Annotated in this window: 15 protein-coding genes; 8 read left to right on the top strand and 7 right to left on the bottom strand. The window is 68.7% G+C overall.

Features of this window, described 5'->3' with window-relative positions; translation table 11 throughout:
- The first annotated feature begins 97 nt into the window (after window positions 1–97).
- Window positions 98–2,257: a flavin monoamine oxidase family protein gene (locus UA74_RS08615; protein WP_075739796.1), complete on the top strand. Its 2,160-nt coding sequence runs from the start codon at window positions 98–100 to the stop codon at window positions 2,255–2,257.
- Between the two features lie 421 nt (window positions 2,258–2,678).
- On the opposite strand, the gene UA74_RS08625 is transcribed toward UA74_RS08615, so the two are convergent.
- A complete protein-coding gene (locus UA74_RS08625) occupies window positions 2,679–3,131 on the bottom strand; it encodes a type II toxin-antitoxin system PemK/MazF family toxin (protein WP_075739798.1) in 453 nt (150 codons plus the stop codon).
- Between the two features lie 249 nt (window positions 3,132–3,380).
- Between UA74_RS08625 and lepA the strand changes: the two genes are divergently transcribed.
- The 4 genes from lepA to UA74_RS08645 all read left to right on the top strand — a co-directional run bounded on the left by lepA (window position 3,381) and on the right by UA74_RS08645 (window position 8,143).
- Complete coding sequence (gene lepA, locus UA74_RS08630; protein ID WP_075739799.1) at window positions 3,381–5,228, top strand: translation elongation factor 4; 1,848 nt, start codon at window positions 3,381–3,383, stop codon at window positions 5,226–5,228.
- 297 nt (window positions 5,229–5,525) lie between these two features.
- Window positions 5,526–6,569, top strand: coding sequence for a recombinase RecA (recA, locus tag UA74_RS08635; protein ID WP_075739800.1), 1,044 nt, complete (start codon window positions 5,526–5,528; stop codon window positions 6,567–6,569).
- A 3-nt stretch (window positions 6,570–6,572) separates the two neighbouring features.
- The gene (locus UA74_RS08640; RefSeq protein WP_075764180.1) at window positions 6,573–7,142 is read left to right on the top strand and encodes a regulatory protein RecX; all 570 of its coding nucleotides are present in this window, start codon (window positions 6,573–6,575) and stop codon (window positions 7,140–7,142) included.
- Window positions 7,143–7,462: 320 nt separating this feature from the next.
- Complete coding sequence (locus UA74_RS08645; RefSeq protein ID WP_232237679.1) at window positions 7,463–8,143, top strand: HAD family hydrolase; 681 nt, start codon at window positions 7,463–7,465, stop codon at window positions 8,141–8,143.
- Window positions 8,144–8,635: 492 nt separating this feature from the next.
- Here UA74_RS08645 and eda read toward each other — a convergent pair whose 3' ends face one another.
- Together eda and edd are read right to left on the bottom strand one after the other, a co-directional pair.
- Entirely contained in the window at window positions 8,636–9,271 is a 636-nt protein-coding gene (eda, locus tag UA74_RS08650) for a bifunctional 4-hydroxy-2-oxoglutarate aldolase/2-dehydro-3-deoxy-phosphogluconate aldolase (protein WP_075739803.1), read from the bottom strand.
- The gene (gene edd / locus UA74_RS08655) at window positions 9,268–11,148 is read right to left on the bottom strand and encodes a phosphogluconate dehydratase (RefSeq protein ID WP_075739804.1); all 1,881 of its coding nucleotides are present in this window, start codon (window positions 11,146–11,148) and stop codon (window positions 9,268–9,270) included. Before edd ends, eda begins: the two co-directional genes overlap by 4 nt.
- A 273-nt stretch (window positions 11,149–11,421) precedes the next feature.
- Here edd and UA74_RS08660 point away from each other — a divergent pair, with 273 nt between their 5' ends.
- Both UA74_RS08660 and UA74_RS08665 read left to right on the top strand, forming a co-directional pair.
- Window positions 11,422–11,718 (top strand): hypothetical protein, encoded by a 297-nt coding sequence (locus UA74_RS08660; RefSeq protein WP_075739805.1) that lies wholly within the window; start codon window positions 11,422–11,424, stop codon window positions 11,716–11,718.
- 46 nt (window positions 11,719–11,764) lie between these two features.
- Window positions 11,765–12,664 carry a hypothetical protein gene (locus tag UA74_RS08665; RefSeq protein WP_157442194.1) on the top strand — a complete coding sequence of 300 codons (900 nt, stop codon included), beginning with the start codon at window positions 11,765–11,767 and terminating at the stop codon, window positions 12,662–12,664.
- A 109-nt stretch (window positions 12,665–12,773) separates the two neighbouring features.
- Here the strand turns inward: UA74_RS08665 and UA74_RS08670 are convergent, their stop codons facing one another.
- From UA74_RS08670 to UA74_RS08685, 4 genes are all read right to left on the bottom strand, one after another.
- Window positions 12,774–13,664: an amino acid ABC transporter permease gene (locus tag UA74_RS08670; protein ID WP_075739807.1), complete on the bottom strand. Its 891-nt coding sequence runs from the start codon at window positions 13,662–13,664 to the stop codon at window positions 12,774–12,776.
- Entirely contained in the window at window positions 13,661–14,341 is a 681-nt protein-coding gene (locus UA74_RS08675) for an amino acid ABC transporter permease (protein ID WP_075739808.1), read from the bottom strand. The genes UA74_RS08670 and UA74_RS08675 overlap by 4 nt, the downstream gene beginning before the upstream one ends.
- 71 nt (window positions 14,342–14,412) lie before the next feature.
- A complete protein-coding gene (locus UA74_RS08680; protein ID WP_075739809.1) occupies window positions 14,413–15,306 on the bottom strand; it encodes a glutamate ABC transporter substrate-binding protein in 894 nt (297 codons plus the stop codon).
- An 82-nt stretch (window positions 15,307–15,388) separates the two neighbouring features.
- Window positions 15,389–16,117: an amino acid ABC transporter ATP-binding protein gene (locus tag UA74_RS08685; RefSeq protein ID WP_157434564.1), complete on the bottom strand. Its 729-nt coding sequence runs from the start codon at window positions 16,115–16,117 to the stop codon at window positions 15,389–15,391.
- A 192-nt stretch (window positions 16,118–16,309) separates the two neighbouring features.
- Here UA74_RS08685 and miaB point away from each other — a divergent pair, with 192 nt between their 5' ends.
- Window positions 16,310–17,791 carry a tRNA (N6-isopentenyl adenosine(37)-C2)-methylthiotransferase MiaB gene (gene miaB, locus UA74_RS08690; protein WP_232237680.1) on the top strand — a complete coding sequence of 494 codons (1,482 nt, stop codon included), beginning with the start codon at window positions 16,310–16,312 and terminating at the stop codon, window positions 17,789–17,791.
- The last annotated feature ends 12 nt before the right edge of the window (window positions 17,792–17,803 follow it).

Genomic DNA, 17,803 nt, shown 5'->3' on the forward strand with positions numbered 1-17,803 from the left:
CGAGGGGTCGCGGTGCACTCAGGGTCCGCAGGGTCCGATGACCTTGACGGTGACCTCGTGATCGACGATCACACACCATGAGCCGCAAGGAGTTCTCATGGGCAATGCACGACGGCCGGGCGAGGCAGTGGGCCGCCGCTCCTTCCTGAAGGCGGCGGGCGTGGCGGGCGCAGTACCCGCTCTCGGCGTGATGGCAGGCATCCCGGTTACGGCCCAGCCGCAGACCGGAGGCCCGACACCGGCCGTACGGACGCCCGCTCGGATGCAGCCCCCCGTGGATGATCCGGAGAAGTGGGCGCGCTGTCTGCAGGTCGCACGGGACCTGCTGGTGGTGGGGCCGGAGAACGAGGACCTCAAGCTCGAATACCTCAAGATCCTCATCGACGACGGCCTCCCCAGGACGACCGCGCCGAAGAACGTCCTGATCCTGGGAGCGGGCATCGCGGGCCTCGCCGCCGCGACGCTGCTCAAGCGTGCCGGGCATCGCGTGACCATCCTGGAGGCGAACGCCAATCGCGTCGGCGGGCGGATCAAGACGTTCCGCACCGCCGCCGACGGCGGTGGCGCACCCTTCCGGGACCCCCGGCAGTACGCCGAGGCGGGTGCGATGCGCCTGCCCGACTTCCACCCGCTGACCCTTGCGCTCGCCGACCGTCTCGGCCTGCATCGGAGGCTGTTCTTCAACGTCGACGTCGTGCCGGGTACGGGCAACCAGAACGCCCCGCTGCCCGCCGTCGTCTACCGGTCGCACACCGGTGAGGTGTGGCGACGCGGACCGGTGAACACCGACTTCCGCGCCCCGAATCCCGCCTCGAACACCTGGCTCGACGCCAACGGCGTCCAGGCTCGTCGGTCCGAGTACGCCGCCGACCCCCGAGGGATCAACGGCGGGTTCGGCGTGCCCGCGTCCGACCTGCCCCGGACGGCGGGGGCGCTGCTCGACGCCGCCGTCGACCCGCTGCGCGACTACTACTCCGATCTCGGTCCGGACGGTGTCCGGGTCGACCGCCCGATTGCCGACCAGGTCGAGGGCTGGGCGCGGCTGATCTACGACTTCGACGGCCACAGCATGGACCGGTACCTGCGCGAGGAGGCAGGACTGAGCGACGCGACCGTCGATGCGATCGGCACCCTCCAGAACGTCACCTCACGCCTCCCGCTGTCCCTGGTGCACAGTTTCCGAGGCCTCGCCCTGATCAGTCCCTCCGCGACCTACTGGGAGCTCGACGGCGGCAGCTGGCGGCTTCCCGAGGCGCTGCGGACCGGACTCGTCGACGAGATCCGGATGAACCGACGGGCGGTGCGCATCGAGTACTACGACCCGCAGCGGCCCGAGTCGGCCACCGACAACGTCGGACCCGACGGTCCGGCCGTCTGGGTCGAGACCACGACCGAGACCGGGGGAGACGAGTCGGACGCGGGGGACACCCTGCCGGAGCGGGAGGCCTTCACCGCCGACGTCGCCATCGTCACCCTGCCGCTGTCGAGTCTGCGCCACGTCCAGGTCGAGCCCCTGATGTCCTACACCAAGCGGCGCGCCGTCATCGAGATTCACTACGACTCCGCCTCCAAGGTGCTGCTGGAGTTCAGCAGGCGCTGGTGGGAGTTCACCGAGGACGACTGGCGGCGCGAGCTCGACGCGATCAGCCCCGGCCTGTATCGGCGCTATCAGTCGCGTACCGCCGAGGTGGCCGACACCACCCGATGGCTCGGTGCGGCGCGCTCGGTGGACGCCTCGGCGATCCCGGAACGACAGAAGGAGTTCTACGCCCGGCACCGGCAGGCCGACGAGCCCGACACCCGGCCTGCCGACCACGTCTTCGGCGGCGGCTCGGCGACGGACAACCCGAACCGGTTCATCTACTACCCCTCTCACCAGATCGAGGGCAGCGCGGGCGGCGTCGTGCTCGCGGCCTACGTCTGGGCCGACGACGCCGCCCGATGGGACTCGATGGAGGACGACGAGCGATACGTCTACGCGCTGCGTGGCATGGAGGCGGTGCACGGCAACCGCATCGAGGTCTTCTACACCGGTGCGGGCCAGACCCAGAGCTGGCTGCGCAACCGCTACGCGTTCGGTGAGGCGGCCGTCCTCACCCCCGGCCAGCTCAGCAGGCTCCAGGCAGGCGTGCGGACTCCCGAGGGGCCGCTGCACTTCGCGGGCGACCACACCTCGATCAAGCCCGCGTGGATCGAGGGAGCACTGGAGTCGGCCGTGCGCGCTGCCTTGGAGGTGCACACCGGCGAGGTCCGCTGATCCCCGGCGCTGATCCGAGGGTGATCCGGCTGCCGGATCACCCTCGGTTCGTCGACGAGCATCGTGCAGACGAGGTCGGCGAGGCGAGAAACCCGGCGGACCAAGGCGATCCCGACGGAGCCCGCCGCCGTCTCGACGGCGGCGGGGAGTCGACTCGACGACTGCCCGGCTCGGATGCGCGGGAGTCCTCCTCGCCTCCGCCTGAGACGCCGGTCGCGCAACGGGTGTGCCGATCGGGACGCGAGACGACCGGGTGACGGTGCGCGGGCTGGTCATGCCCGCACCACAGCCGTTGCGTCGCAGCCGCAGGACGGCCGGGATTCGGGAGTTCTGTTCACCGGCCTAGCCGGTCTGCGTGCGATGCTCGCAGCGCTGACGGGCAGGCAGGCACGCTGATCCGGCGAACCCGGCACGGGCGCCGTCAGGCGGAGCCCGCCTCCCAGCCGTAGCGCTGCTGTAAGGCCAGTGCGACCCGGACGAAGCGCTCGCCGTCGAGCACGGCTCCCTCGCGGCGGATGTCGTCCTCGTCGAACTCGAACAGCCGGTCGAGGCACAGATACGACTCGCGGCCGGAGCGGTCCCACGGCCCCTCGCCCAGCTCGAACCAGTCGTGTTCCTCCCAGTGGTCGGGCTCCTTGCTGGAGAGCATCAGCGCCTGAAGCCGCCTGCCCCGGTGTCCCACCACCAGCACCGGCCGGTCCTTGCCCTGGTTCGGATCCTCCTCGTAGGGGACCCAGGTCCAGACGATCTCGCCTGGATCGGCCTTTCCATCGAGGTCGGGGGCATAGGCGAGCCTGGTGGCGCCCTGTCTGGTCGGGATCTCGCGAACCTCGCCCTGCAGATGATGGGGGCGAGCGGAATAGACGTCTGTCACGCGCCTCACCCTAAAGGGGGAGGACCAGACGGTGATCGACTCGTTCGCAGGCCGGGCTGGATCTGCTCTGGCGGGGATGGGCCGCCCGGTCCGCTCGTGCTCAGTGGCCGTCGACCACCACCGCGCCTGCTTCTGCGGGTGCGTCGTCCGGGCCGCAGACCGGCATCGAGGACACCGCGACGCATCGGACGCACGTGCTCGCGTGCGACGATGGGGCGTCAGCCGTCCACCCGCGCGAGGAATCCATTCGTGAGCACGTTCGCCGACACCACCTTCACACCTCCGGAACTCATCCGGAACTTCTGCATCATCGCCCACATCGACCACGGCAAATCCACCTTGGCCGACCGTATGCTGCAACTCACCGGTGTGGTCGACGCCCGCTCCATGCGAGCCCAGTACCTCGATCGAATGGACATCGAGCGGGAGCGCGGCATCACCATCAAGGCGCAGAACGTGCGCCTGCCCTGGCAGCTCGACGGCACCGACCACGTGCTGCACATGATCGACACCCCTGGTCACGTCGACTTCACCTACGAGGTGTCGCGCGCGCTGGAGGCCTGCGAGGGCGCGATCCTGCTCGTGGACGCCGCGCAGGGGATCGAGGCGCAGACGCTGGCGAACCTCTACCTGGCGCTGGAGAACGACCTCACCATCATCCCGGTGCTCAACAAGATCGACCTGCCCGCCGCCGACCCCGACAAGTACGCGGCCGAGCTGTCTCGCATCGTCGGCTGTGAGCCCGAGGAGGTGCTGCGGGTCTCGGCGAAGAGCGGCCTCGGCGTCGGAGACGTCCTCGACACGGTCGTCCGGCAGGTTCCCGCGCCGGTCGGGGCGGCCGACGCACCGCCTCGCGCGATGATCTTCGACTCCGTCTACGACACCTATCGGGGCGTCGTCACCTACATCCGAGTGGTCGACGGGCGGATCACGCCACGGCAGCGCATTCGGATGATGTCCACCGGGGCGACGCACGAGCTTCTCGAGGTCGGCATCATCTCCCCGGAGCCCAAGCCGAGCCAGGGCCTCGGCGTCGGCGAGGTCGGATACCTGATCACCGGAGTGAAGGACGTCAGGCAGTCCAGGGTCGGCGACACGGTCACCGCAGAGCGCAAGGGCGCCACGGAGCCGCTGGCGGGATACCGGGACCCGAAGCCCATGGTCTACGCCGGTCTGTACCCGATGGACGGCTCGGACTACCCGGACCTCCGCGAGGCCCTGGACAAGCTCCAGCTCAACGACGCCGCGCTGACCTATGAGCCGGAGACGTCGGCGGCGCTGGGCTTCGGCTTCCGCTGCGGCTTCCTGGGGCTGCTCCACCTGGAGATCACCAGGGACCGGCTGGAGCGCGAGTTCGGTCTCGATCTCATCTCCACCGCGCCCAACGTGGTGTACCAGGTCGAGATGGAGGACGGCGCGCTGCACGAGGTCACCAATCCGTCCGACTGGCCGGATGGCAAGATCGGAGCTGTTCACGAGCCGATCACCAAGTGCACGGTGATCGCCCCGGTCGACTTCGTCGGCGCGATCATGGAGCTCTGCCAGAGCAAGCGGGGCCAGCTCGACGGCATGGACTACCTCTCCGAAGACCGCGTCGAACTGCGGTACACGGTGCCGCTGGCAGAGATCATCTACGACTTCTTCGACGCCCTGAAGTCCAGGACCAGGGGATACGCCTCATTGGACTATGAGGAGTCCGGCGATCAGACTGCGGACCTCGTCAAGGTGGACATCCTCCTGCAGGGCGAGCCGGTGGACGCTTTCAGCGCGATCGTGCACAAGGACTCGGCCTACGGCTACGGCACGAAGATGGCCAGCAAGCTTCGCGAGTTGATTCCGAGGCAGCAGTTCGAGGTGCCCATCCAGGCCGCCATCGGCGCGCGGATCATCGCCAGGGAGACGATTCGGGCCATCCGGAAGGACGTGCTCGCCAAGTGCTACGGCGGTGACATCACCCGGAAGCGCAAACTGCTGGAGAAGCAGAAGGAGGGCAAGAAGCGAATGAAGATGGTGGGACGGGTCGAGGTCCCGCAGGAGGCGTTCGTGGCCGCACTGTCCACTGAGGACTCGGCTGACAAGGGCAAGGGCAAGAAGTAGTCGGGAGGCGCCCGTGTTCTCGGTCGGTTTCTCCGGCGGGCGCCATCGGGTCCGTCGCCGCGTCTCTGCCGTGTCTCCGCCGTGTCTCTGTCATGAAATTCAGTGCCCCGATCGAGTGGCTTCGCTGCCATCGAACACGTGTTCGGCTAGTGTGGGTCGCACTGGCCGCGTCACGATGTGGCGCCTTGCTCATGACACCTCGAGTCGCGACACATGAGGTTGTCGGTCCGACCCTCTAGCGTCGGGCCCTACAGACCGGCCCAGCCCGTTCATCCGACTTACCCGAGGGGACCCACAATGGCACCCGCCGCACCGAACAGGGAGAAGGCCCTAGAGCTCGCCCTGGCGCAGATCGACAAGCAGTTCGGCAAGGGCTCGGTGATGCGTCTCGGCGACGAAGGACGTCCGCCGATGGAGGTGATCCCCACCGGTTCGATCGCCTTGGACGCCGCCCTGGGCATCGGGGGGCTGCCGCGTGGCCGCGTGGTGGAGATCTACGGACCGGAGAGCAGCGGTAAGACCACCGTCGCGCTGCACGCGGTGGCCAACGCGCAGCGACTCGGCGGAGTCGCCGCGTTCATCGACGCCGAGCACGCACTCGATCCCGACTACGCCAAGGCGCTGGGCGTGGACACCGACGCCCTGCTGGTCTCACAGCCGGACACCGGCGAGCAGGCGCTGGAGATCACCGACATGCTCATCCGGTCCGGCGCGCTGGACATCGTGGTGGTCGACTCGGTGGCCGCACTGGTGCCCCGCGCCGAGATCGAGGGCGAGATGGGCGACTCCCACGTCGGTCTCCAGGCTCGGCTGATGAGCCAGGCGCTCCGCAAGCTCACCTCCGCGCTGAACACCGCCAAGACCACCGCCATCTTCATCAACCAGCTGCGAGAGAAGATCGGGGTGATGTTCGGCAGCCCCGAGACGACCACGGGCGGCAAGGCGCTGAAGTTCTACGCCTCGGTGCGGCTGGACGTGCGTCGGATCGAGACGTTGAAGGACGGCGGCGACGCAGTCGGCAACCGGACCAGGGTCAAGGTGGTCAAGAACAAGGTCAGCCCGCCGTTCAAGCAGGCCGAGTTCGACATCATCTACGGCCAGGGCATCAGCCGGGAGGGCTCGTTGATCGACATGGGCGTCGAGCACGGCATCCTGCGCAAGTCCGGTGCCTGGTACACCTACGAGGGCGATCAGCTCGGACAGGGCAAGGAGAATGCCCGCAAGTTCCTGCGGGACAACCCGGACATCGCCAACGAGTTGGAGAAGCGGCTTCAGGAGAAGCTCGGCATCATCCCGAAGCTCGAGGCCGACCCGGAGTCGCCTGCCCCGGTCGACTTCTGATCGATGGCGAGGTTTCGCTCCTCCCCACCGAACGGAGACGACGCCGAGCAGCGGAAGGCAGATGACCCACCCACAGATCCAGCAGCTCGGGCTAGGGACTACTGCCTGCGGCTGCTCACCTCACGTCCACGTACCAGGGCCGAACTGGCCCAGGCCCTGGTACGGCGGGAGGTGGATCAGGAGGTCATCGACCAGGTGCTCGGCAGGCTCGACGAGGTCGGGCTGATCGACGATCAGTCCTTCGCCGAGATGTGGGTGCGTTCGCGACACACTCACCAGGGGTTGGGCCGCCGGGCACTGCTGGAGGAACTGCGTCGTAAGGGCGTCGACGCCGAGGTCGCGGCCGAGGCGGCACAGGGTCTCGATCGGGACGTGGAGGAGGAACGGGCTCGGCAGCTCGTTCGGCGCAAGCTGGCCGCCTCGGCGGGGGCGGACGAGCGGGTGCGGATTCGACGACTGGTGGGGATGCTCGCCCGCAAGGGGTACTCGCAGGGGCTGGCGTTCCAGGTGGTGCGCGCGGAGCTGGCCGCAGAGGGCACCGACGTCGAGCTGCTGGACGAGCTGCGCGACTGACGGCGAACCACGCCCGGGCACTGCGTCGGCGCACCCCGACGTCTCCGTAGAGGCAGCACGGCGCTGTCTCGCCACCGGGTGATGCCTCGGCTGCCCACGGGGTGTGCTCGTCGGCGTGCGGCACCTGTCCTTTCCGCTGGCTGACGACATCGGGTGGGCTGATCTCGTTCCGTGTGTGGGTGCTCGGCCGCGTTCGGAATGTGGCCGGAGTCGCCCGGCGCGGTGCCGGGCGGGCAGGGGCAGGCGTTCGACCTTCGAGCCGGGATGCCGAGGAAAACAGTTCGCGGGAGCTGCCGTCTCGGCCTTTAGAGTGTGTCCCCGTGACGACAGGGGCAATGGGAGACAGCGCGAAGGCACACATCGTCTGGGACTGGAACGGCACGCTGCTGAATGACAACCATGCGGTGTTGGAGGGAGTGAACTCGATCTGTCGCTTCTACCGACGCGAGGAGGTCGACCTCGACTACTGGCGTTCGGTGTTCAGCCGGCCGTTACAGGCCTGCTATGAACGACTGCTCGAGCGACCGCTGACCGAGGAGGACTGGGCACGGGTCGAAACGCTGTACCACGGCGCGTACAACGAACTGCTGCACACGTGCGCTCTCGCGGTCGATGCCGAGCAGGTCCTGACCGACTGGCGGGCAGCGGGCAACAGCCAGTCCTTGTTGTCCATGTGGTTTCACGATCCGCTGACCGAGATGATCGCCCGACTGGGCCTGGTGGACTTCTTCTCCAGGGTCGATGGCCTGGTGGGGCCGATGGGCGGGGGTTCCAAGGCCGAGCACCTGGCTCGGCACCTTGCCGAGGGCGAGCTCGATCCGGCGTCGGTGGTCCTGGTCGGCGACGTCGTCGACGATGCTCGTGCAGCCGAGAGCGTCGGGGCGGGCTGTGTCCTGGTGACCACGGGGATGACAGCTCGCCCGGTGTTGGAGGCGACGGGACATCCGGTGGCGGACTCGTTAGCCGACGCGGTGGCGCTGGCGGTGAAGAGCCGCAGCTGACGATGGCCCGGCCCGTCGGCGAGGCGAGTCCGACGGCCGAGGGCGCGGCCGGCGCGAGGTAGAGGCCGACACTGCGAGCGCGGCGGGGCCGGTCGGTTGATTGGTTGGCCGGCTGGTCAGCCCGTCGGTTGGTCGCGCAGCTTGTCGCGTCGAGCCTGGCGTGGTGTGGACGAAGCTGCTCGGTCAACGCCCGCTTGGTGCGGGTCCTGGACTCCACGGTTCGGCGTGACAGAGGTTCGACCGCCGATCTCCTGCGGTCTCCTGACCGGCGACGAGCGTGGCCTGGGTGCGAGGCATCGGCGAGTCGTCGGTGTGCACGCCGCCCGTCGGAGTGGACGTCGAGTGATGGTGGCGGCCATGATCGCTCGCGGTTCACCCGGCACGCTGTCGGGCGGCCCGCCGACCTGGTCGTCGCTGGATGCCCGTCGGCAGACCCCTCCCACTGTCCGGAGGAGGGCCTGCCGTCGACCGCGGGCCGGGGTTAGCGTGGGATCAGCCGGTGAGGCTCGCAGCGTCCGTCGCAAGCGCTGCCACGGCGTCCCAGTCGCCTGCGGCCAGGGTGGCGGCAGGCGTCAGCCAGGAACCACCGACGCAGCCGACGTTGGGCAACGCCAGGTAGTCCTTGGCATTGGTCGCGCTGACGCCGCCCGTCGGGCAGAACCGCAGGTTCGGCAGGGGGCCTGCGAGGGATCGCAGGTAGCCGACGCCGCCCGCAGCCTCGGCAGGGAAGAACTTGAGCGAGGAGTAGCCGAGTTCGGCCAGCGCGAGTGCCTCGGAGGCGGTGGCCGCGCCGGGGAGCACCGGCAGCCCGGTCTCCTCGGCTGCCTGCAGCAGGTTGCGGGTGCTGCCGGGAGTGACCAGGAACCGGGCACCGGCCGACGCGGCCTGCGTCGCGTGAGCGGGCACGGTCACCGTGCCCGCGCCGAGCAGGATCTCGGGTACCTCGGCGGCGATCCGCTCGATGGCAGGCAGGGCGGCCGCAGTGCGCAGGGTGACCTCGATGACGGCGATGCCGCCGCGGACGAGTGCCTGTGCCAGCGGCACGGCGTGCTCGACGTCGTCGATCACCACCACCGGGATCACCGGCGAGACGTCGAGCAGGTCGGTCGAATTCGTCGTGGCGCTCATCGGTTCGCCTCCACCTCCATACGCCCCGGCTGGGGCATGTTGAACACGCGAGCACCCTGGTCGGCCTGGGTCACCGCCGTACGCAGCGCCCCGAACAGCTCGCGTCCGGTCCCGGCCCACTCGGCCTCTCCGGGGGGACCGTCGACAGTCTCTCGTTCTTCGAGCTCGCTGGCTGGGACCAGTACTTCGAGCGTGCCGCGCTCGGCGTCGAGCCGGATGACGTCGCCGTCGCGAACCTTGGCCAGCGGCCCGCCGACGGCGGCCTCCGGGGACACCTGGATGGCGGCCGGGATCTTTCCCGATGCACCCGACATCCGACCGTCCGTCACGAGAGCGACCTTATGGCCTCGGTCCTGGAGAGAGCCGAGCGCAGGGGTCAACCCGTGCAGCTCCGGCATTCCGTTGGCGGCAGGCCCCTGGTTGCGCAGGACGACGACCACGTCCCCGTCTAGTTCGCCCGCGCGGTACGCCGCGTCGAAGGCATGCTGCGAGGGGAAGATCCTCGCGGGTGCGATCACCGTGCGGTGGTCGGCCGCGACGGCGGAGACCTTGATGACGGCGCGACCGAGGTTCCCGCGCAGCACTCGCAGCCCGCCGTCGACGTCGAACGGCTCGGCGACGCCCCGTAACACGTTCAGATCGAGGCTCTGGGCCGTCCCGTCCCGCCAGGTGAGCTCGCCGTCGATGAGGCGTGGCTCCTGGCGATAGCGGTCCAGTCCGTGGCCCGCCACCGTGCTGACCGAGCGGTGCAGCATCCCGGCATCGAGCAGTTCGCCGATCAGGAACGGCACTCCGCCTGCCGCGGCGAAGTGGTTGATGTCGGCGGGACCGTTGGGGTAGATCCGGGCGAGCAGCGGGACGGCGGCGGAGAGGTCCGAGAAGTCGTCCCAGGTCAGGGCGATCCCCGCAGCGGCGGCGATGGCCACCAGGTGCATCGTGTGGTTGGTGGAGCCGCCGGTGGCCAGCAGCGCGACGACGGCGTTGACGATGGTGCGTTCGTCGACGATCTCGGCCAGCGGGGTGTACTCGGCGCCAGCCCGGCGGATCTCCACGACTCGGCGGCCTGCGGCCTCGGTGAGCGCCTTGCGCAGCGGGGTGCCGGGCTGTACGAAGCTCGAACCGGGCAGATGCAGGCCCATCACCTCCATGAGGAGCTGATTGGAGTTCGCCGTCCCGTAGAAGGTGCAGGTTCCCGGCGAGTGGTAGGAGGCGGCCTCCGCCTCGATGAGGTCGTCGCGGGTCGCCCGGCCCTCGGCGAAGAGCTGTCGGACCCGGCTCTTCTCCGGATTGGGCAGGCCGGAGGCCATCGGGCCTGCGGGGACCATGAGCATCGGGAGGTGACCGAACGACAGCGCCCCGATGAGCAGGCCTGGCACGATCTTGTCGCAGACGCCGAGCAGGAGCGCGCCGTCGAACATCTCGTGTGACAGTGCGATCCCGGTGGACATGGCGATCACGTCCCGGCTGAACAGCGACAGCTCCATGCCGTCTCGTCCCTGGGTGATGCCGTCGCACATGGCGGGGACGCCGCCTGCGAACTGCGCGACGCCGCCCGCCGCCCGCACCGCGTCCTTGATCCAGCCGGGGAACTCGTGCAGCGGCTGATGAGCCGAGAGCAGGTCGTTGTAGGACGAGACGATGGCAACGCCCGGCTTGACGAGTCCTCGGATGGCGATTCGGTCGGGCCCCGCGCACCCGGCGAAGCCGTGGGCCAGATTGCTGCAGGCCATGCCTGCCCGGACCGGACCGTCGCCCGCGGCACGGGCGGTGCGAGCCAGATAGACCGCCCGGGACTCCTCGCTTCGAGCGACGATGCGCCGAGTCACCTCGGCGATCACTGGATGAAGGGTGTCCTGACTCTCGGGCTGGCTGCTCACCGTTGCCTCCTCGTCGTGTCGACGGGCCGATCGGGCGGCCCGCGAGGCGTTCGACGACGTTGGCAACGCGCTCGTGTTTCGGCTCACACAGTAGGTGAATCCGACTCTCTTTTCAAAATCGATAAAGGTTCACCACGCTGGGTGAACGGTCGAGATGGCCATTACTGGTGAATCTCCTGCTGTGTCACTTGTCACAGGGAAGGATTGTCGGGAGAGTCGGTGCTTGCCGCGTGGGCCGCACGCGGAACGTACGGGGGAGTCGAGGAGGTCGGTATGACGACGGGTGAGATCGCGGCGGTGCAGCGGGCCATCGGCGAAGTGCGGCGCTGCGTGTCGGCACTGCGTACCAGGCATGGCGACATCGGCCCTGTCCTTCGAATGCTCAACGACGTGGACCGGCTGAGCATCGACGCGGCAGACCTGGTCACCGACCCGGTGCCCGCCAGGAGGAACGCCGCAGCGGCGGTCGCTCCTCGGGTGGTCGAGGTGTCCGACGTGCCGTATGACCCAGATCTGTGGCGAGGGGCCGATGACGAGGGCGTCGGCGGACACCTTCGTCAGCATCACTGATGCAGTGCCCGATCTCGATTCGGCGACGATGACGGAGGCGACGTTCATGGCAGCCAGATCGAGCATCCCGAGGGGCACCGGGTGGCTGCTGCCCACGTTTGTCCTGCTGGCGATCACTGCGGGCTGCGTGAACGAGCCTGTGCGGCCGGGTGACCCGGACACCTCGGCGGTCACCACATCACCCCTGATCGAGACCACGGATCCTGCCGCGAGCGAGCCCGTCGACCCGAGGGATACCGATGGTCCTACCGTCGAACCCTGGCCGACGTACCCGTGGTCCGAACTGCCGCGTGAGCCCCGTGAATCCGACATCGCGCCCCGACAGTCCCGGTCACCGGGCGACCGAAGACCGACGGTCGTCCCCGAGGCCCCCTCCCCGTCGCCGGGCGGCGTGGAGATCGACCACGGCGCACGGTCGGACACGACGGGAACCGACTGCGGGCTCGTCGAATCCCGCACCGGGACTCTGCGGGTGCACGCCTCGGGCAGCCCGATCGACTGCGTCCGGGCTCGGCAGGTCGTCGCAGCGCACCAGGACTCTCTGCCTGCCGGGGCCCAGCCGGGCGCCCCCGGCTCCGAGGGGGTTCGGATCGGTGAGTGGTACTGTGTCGTCCCCACCCCGAGCGAGACCATGGCGGCTCTCGACACACCGGCAGCCGACCGCGTGGCCGTCGAGACACGGCGACTCGGCATCGGCGGAGCCGCCCCCACGATCCAGCAGGATCGAGTCGATCCGGGGCCGGGCCCGACGGTCCGCGACGCGGCCGGGGCGGGTGCAGCCGGGGCGGACCGATTCGCCGCCGGTCCGACGGCCCGCCCGGCACCGGGCGATGCCGCCCACCGTGAGTCGATCGAGGCGGCCCCGTCCCAGACGAGCAGCCTGGACGCGGGCCTGTGCACCCATGCCGACGGAGTCCGCGTCCTGCTCGCCACCCGGATTGCCTGAGGCGCCGAGCCCGGGTCCGTCGCCTGCGAGATCCGATTCACGACGAGGGGCCGGGGTCGCCGCCTGTAGACGGTGCGAACCCCGGCCCCGATCGTCTCGATGCGAGTCGTCAGTCTCCGACGTCGATGTTCCGGCCCGGCTCGCCGGGCGTGCCCGCCCCTGGCGAACCCACGAGGGCCTTCTTCTCATCGCTCGGCTTGACCGCGACCTTCTTCGTCCGCCGCTGCCGGTTGTCCAGGATTCTGGCCAGCCAGGTGAGCAGCAGACACAGGATGATGTAGATCGCGGCGACGACCAGCGCGGTCGGGATCTGCGGGCGGTTGAACTGCCCGAGACCGCCGATGAGCCGCGCGTAGTCCAGCAGCTCCTCATAGGTGATCAGGAAGCCGAGCGCGGTGTCCTTGAGCAGCACCACGAGTTGGCTGATGATCGCGGGCATCATCGCCCGCAGCGCCTGCGGCAGCAGCACCACGTTCATGACCTGGGTCTTGCGCATCCCGATGGCGTAGGCCGCCTCGCTCTGCCCCTTGGGCAGCGAGAGCACGCCCGCACGGAACACCTCAGCCAGCACCGCGCCGTTGTAGAGCGTGAGACCCAGCACCAGCGCCCAGAGCTGGGACATCCCGAGGCCGTAATAGAAGATGAAGATCAACACGACCAGGGGGGCGGCCCGGAAGAACTCGACCACGATCATCGCGGGGCCGCGGAACACACCGTGGTCGGAGAGTCTGGCCGCGGCGAAGACCGCTCCGAACGTGAGCGCCAGCGCCGCTCCGAGCCCGAAGGCCGTCAGCGTGTTGAGCAGAGCGTTGCCGAGGCCGACCTGGACGTTGACGTAGAGGATCCACTCCCAGCGATCGGCGTCGAACTGGCCCGTTGCCCAGAACCGGTAACCGACGAATCCGATCCCGCCCGCGAGGAGCAGGATGCCGAGCACCCCGAGGAGACGATTTCGGGCCCGTGCCTTCGGCCCCGGCAGGTCGTAGAGGACCGAGGTCATCGAGCCACACTCCAACGCTTCTCCAGGCTGCGCTGTAGCAGCGTCAGCGGAATGACCAGCAGGACGAAGATCACCAGCACCCAGACGAGCCCGTAGAAGACGTCATAACCGCGTTCGGAGAGCATGCTGCGCAGCGCTCCCGCCTCGGCGACGGAGAAGCCCGCAGCGATGGTGGTGTTCTTCAGCAGGGCGATCAGGACGCTGACCAGCGGCGGGAACACCGATCGCACCGCCTGCGGCAGGATCACCTCGCCGAGCGTCTGCGTGAAGGTCAGACCCAGCGCCCTGGACGCCTCGGCCTGCCCGACGGGCACCGTGTTGATGCCGGAGCGGAACACCTCGCACACGAAGGCGGCGGTGTACAGCGACAGGGCGATCACAGCCGCAGTGAAGGGCTGGAAGCTGTTCAGCTCCAGGTACGGGTAGGCGAAGACGAAGAACACGAACACCAGCGTCAACGGGGTGTTGCGCACCACCGTCACGTACAGGGTGCCCATGGCTCGGAACACCGGCACCGGGCTGACTCGCAGCATCGCCAGGAGCGCGCCGAGCGCGACGGAGCCGATCACCGCCACGGCGAACAGCCGCAGCGTATTGCCGAATCCGCGCACATAGGCGTCGGAGTTATCGGCGAAGACCAGCCAGAAGTTCTGGATCTCGTCCAGCAGTGCGTTCATCGTGTCCTCATCCGGCAGCAAGAGAAGGACCGGTGGTCACCGCTGTAGGTGACCACCGGTCCCGTTGTGACTCAGTACCGATCGACCTCAGGCTGTTCTGCGGTGGAACCCGAACCGCCCAGCGTGGCGTCGTAGATCTCCTGCCACTGACCGTTCTCCCGAGCCTCGTCGAGGATGTCGTTCATCGCGTTGCGCAGGACCTCGTCATCGAGGGGGAGGCCGATGCCGTAGGGCTCGTCCGAGAAGGTCTCGCCCACGACCCGGAGCTCGCCCTCGTTCTCGGCCGCGTAGCCGAGCAGGATCGCGTCGTCGGTGGTGACCGCGTCGACCTGCTCGTTGCGCAGCTGCTCCACACACTCGGAGTACAACTGGTACTCGCGGATGTTGGACTCCTCGGTCAGGCCCTCGTCCCGCACCCGCTGGATCGGGGTGGAACCGGTGACCGAGCAGACGACCTTGCCCTCGAGGGTGTCGGGTCCGGTGATCTCCTCCTCGTCGGCCCGGACCAGCAGGTCCTGGCCTGCGACGAAGTACGGACCCGCGAAGTCGATCTGTTCCTTGCGGCCGTCGTTGATCGTGTACGTGCCGACGTAGTAGTCGACCTGCCCGTTGGCGATGGCCTGCTCGCGGGACGCCGAGGGGATCGCCTGGTAGGTGATGTCCTCGGCGGGGTCGAAGCCCAGCTCGGCCGCGATCAGCCGGGCGATCTCGACGTCGAAGCCCGAGTACTCGCCGGTCGTGGGGTCGAGCAGGCCCAGACCGGGCTGGTCCTCCTTGACGCCGATGATCACGCCGCCGCGCTCCTGCATGGCGTCGAAGGTGGGGGAGCCCTCCAGGGCGACGTCGGTGGCGACGTCCCGGTCTACCGGCTCGGCTGCGTCCTCGCCAGGCCCGCCCTCACGCCCGCAGGCGCTCAGTGCCAGCGCGCCGACGAACAGAGTCACCGCAAGGTTGCGGATCTTCATCGTGGTGTCCTGCTTTCTGTCATCAGCGGCACCGCGCGCGCCGCCATCTGGAACTAGTTCGACTCCGAACGGGTGCTGCCCGTCAGTGCGTCAGGATCTTGCCGAGGAAGTCCTTCGCCCGATCCGACTTCGGCTTGGTGAAGAACTCCTCCGGAGTGGAGTCCTCGACCACCTCGCCGTCGGCCATGAACACGACTCGATGCGCCGCCTTGCGCGCGAAGCCCATCTCGTGGGTCACGACCAGCATGGTCATGCCCTCCTTGGCCAGGTCGGTCATCACGTCGAGGACCTCCTGCACCATCTCCGGGTCCAGCGCGGAGGTGGGCTCGTCGAAGAGCATCACCTTCGGCTTCATCGCCAGCGCCCGCGCGATGGCGACCCGCTGCTGCTGGCCGCCGGAGAGCTGGGCGGGGTACTTGTCCGACTGGTTGGCGATGCCGACCCGTTCGAGCAGGCTCATCGCCAGCGTCCTGGCCTCTTCCTTGGGCAGCTTGCGGACCTTGATCGGCCCCAGCATCACGTTCTCCACGATGGTCTTGTGGGCGAACAGGTTGAACTGCTGGAAGACCATGCCGACGTCGGAACGCAGCTTGGCCAACTCCTTGCCCTCTGCGGGCAGCGGCTGGCCGTCGACCTCGATGGAACCGGAGTTGATCGGCTCCAGGCGGTTGATGGCCCGGCAGAGCGTCGACTTGCCGGAGCCCGACGGGCCCAGCACGACGAGCACCTGCCCACGAGGGACCGAGAGATTGATGTCCTTGAGCACATGCAGCGGCCCGAAGAACTTGTCCACGGAGGACACGCTGATCATTGGTGGCTGCCCTGGCGATGCGCTCATGGCCGCACACGATAACGGCAGCCGCGACGGAATTGCTCTCGGTGCGGTCGTCCGTGACCTCACCGGTATTTTGTCGGCGGGTTCCAGAAGGCTGCTGACCGGGCCCGACCGGCCAAGACGCCCCGCCAGAGCACCTCGGCATCGGCGGCTCGTACCCTGAACCGCGTGACCCGAAGCTACGAAGTCCGCACGTACGGCTGCCAGATGAACGTGCACGACTCGGAGCGTCTGGCAGGTCTGCTGGAGGACGCCGGCTATGTTCGAGCCTCGGGCGACGCCACCCCCGATGTCGTGGTCTTCAACACCTGCGCCGTGCGTGAGAACGCCGACAACCGCCTGTACGGCAATCTCGGGCATCTCCGGCCCGTCAAGGACGCGCATCCGGGGATGCAGATCGCTGTCGGCGGCTGTCTCGCGCAGAAGGACCGAGGTGAGATCGTCAAGCGGGCGCCCTGGGTGGACGTGGTGTTCGGCACCCACAACATCGGGTCGCTGCCCGCCCTGCTGAACCGGTCAAGGCATAACGACGAGGCCGAGGTCGAGATCCTGGAGGCGCTGGACGTCTTTCCCTCGACGCTGCCCGCGCGGCGTGACTCCGCGCACTCCGGCTGGGTGTCGATCTCGGTCGGCTGCAACAACACGTGCACCTTCTGCATCGTCCCCTCGCTGCGGGGCAAGGAGCGGGACCGCAGGCCGGGCGAGGTGCTCGCGGAGGTGGAGGCCCTGGTCGCCGAGGGGGTCCTGGAGGTGACGCTGCTCGGGCAGAACGTCAACTCCTATGGTGCCGAGTTCGGCGATCGACTGGCCTTCGGCAAGCTCCTCCGGGCCTGCGGCGGCATCGAGGGCCTCGAGCGGGTGCGATTCACCTCACCTCACCCGCGTGACTTCACCGACGACGTCATCGCGGCAATGGCCGAGACGGACAACGTCTGCCATCAGCTGCACATGCCGCTGCAGTCCGGCTCGGACCGGGTGCTCAAGGCCATGCGGCGGTCGTATCGCTCGGAGCGCTACCTCGGCATCCTCGATCGGGTCCGCGCCGCCATGCCGGACGCGGCGATCACCACTGACATCATCGTGGGTTTTCCCGGCGAGACGGAGGAGGACTTCGCCGCGACGCTCGACGTGGTGCGGCGGGCTCGCTTCTCCTCGGCCTTCACCTTCCAGTACTCGCCGCGACCGGGCACGCCCGCCGCCGAACTGGACGAACAGGTGCCGAAGGCCGTGGTCCAAGAGCGGTACGAGCGCCTGATCGCCGTGCAGGAGGAGATGTCCTGGGCGTCGAACAAGGAGCTGCTCGGCCGCACCGTCGAGGTGCTCGTCGCGCAGGGCGAGGGTCGTAAGGACGGGGCGACCCGGCGCCTGACCGGTCGGGCGAGGGACGGCAGGCTGGTGCACTTCGCGCCCGTCGGCCCGGCGGTCGTCGGCGAAATCCGGCCGGGCGACGTCGTGACGACACAGATCGACTATGCCGCCCCGCACCACCTGGTGGCCGACGGCACGGTGCTCTCCCACCGACGCACCAGGGCCGGGGACAACTGGGAGGCGGGTGTTCGCCCGCAGACCCCCGGTGTCAACCTGGGGCTTCCGTCGTTCGGTGCTCCTGCGGATCAGACGCCCGCCGGGGACGGATGTCGGGCCGGATGAGCGAGAAGGCGG

It is taken from the genome of Actinoalloteichus fjordicus, from assembly GCF_001941625.1.
GTDB classification, from domain to species: Bacteria; Actinomycetota; Actinomycetes; order Mycobacteriales; family Pseudonocardiaceae; genus Actinoalloteichus_A; species Actinoalloteichus_A fjordicus.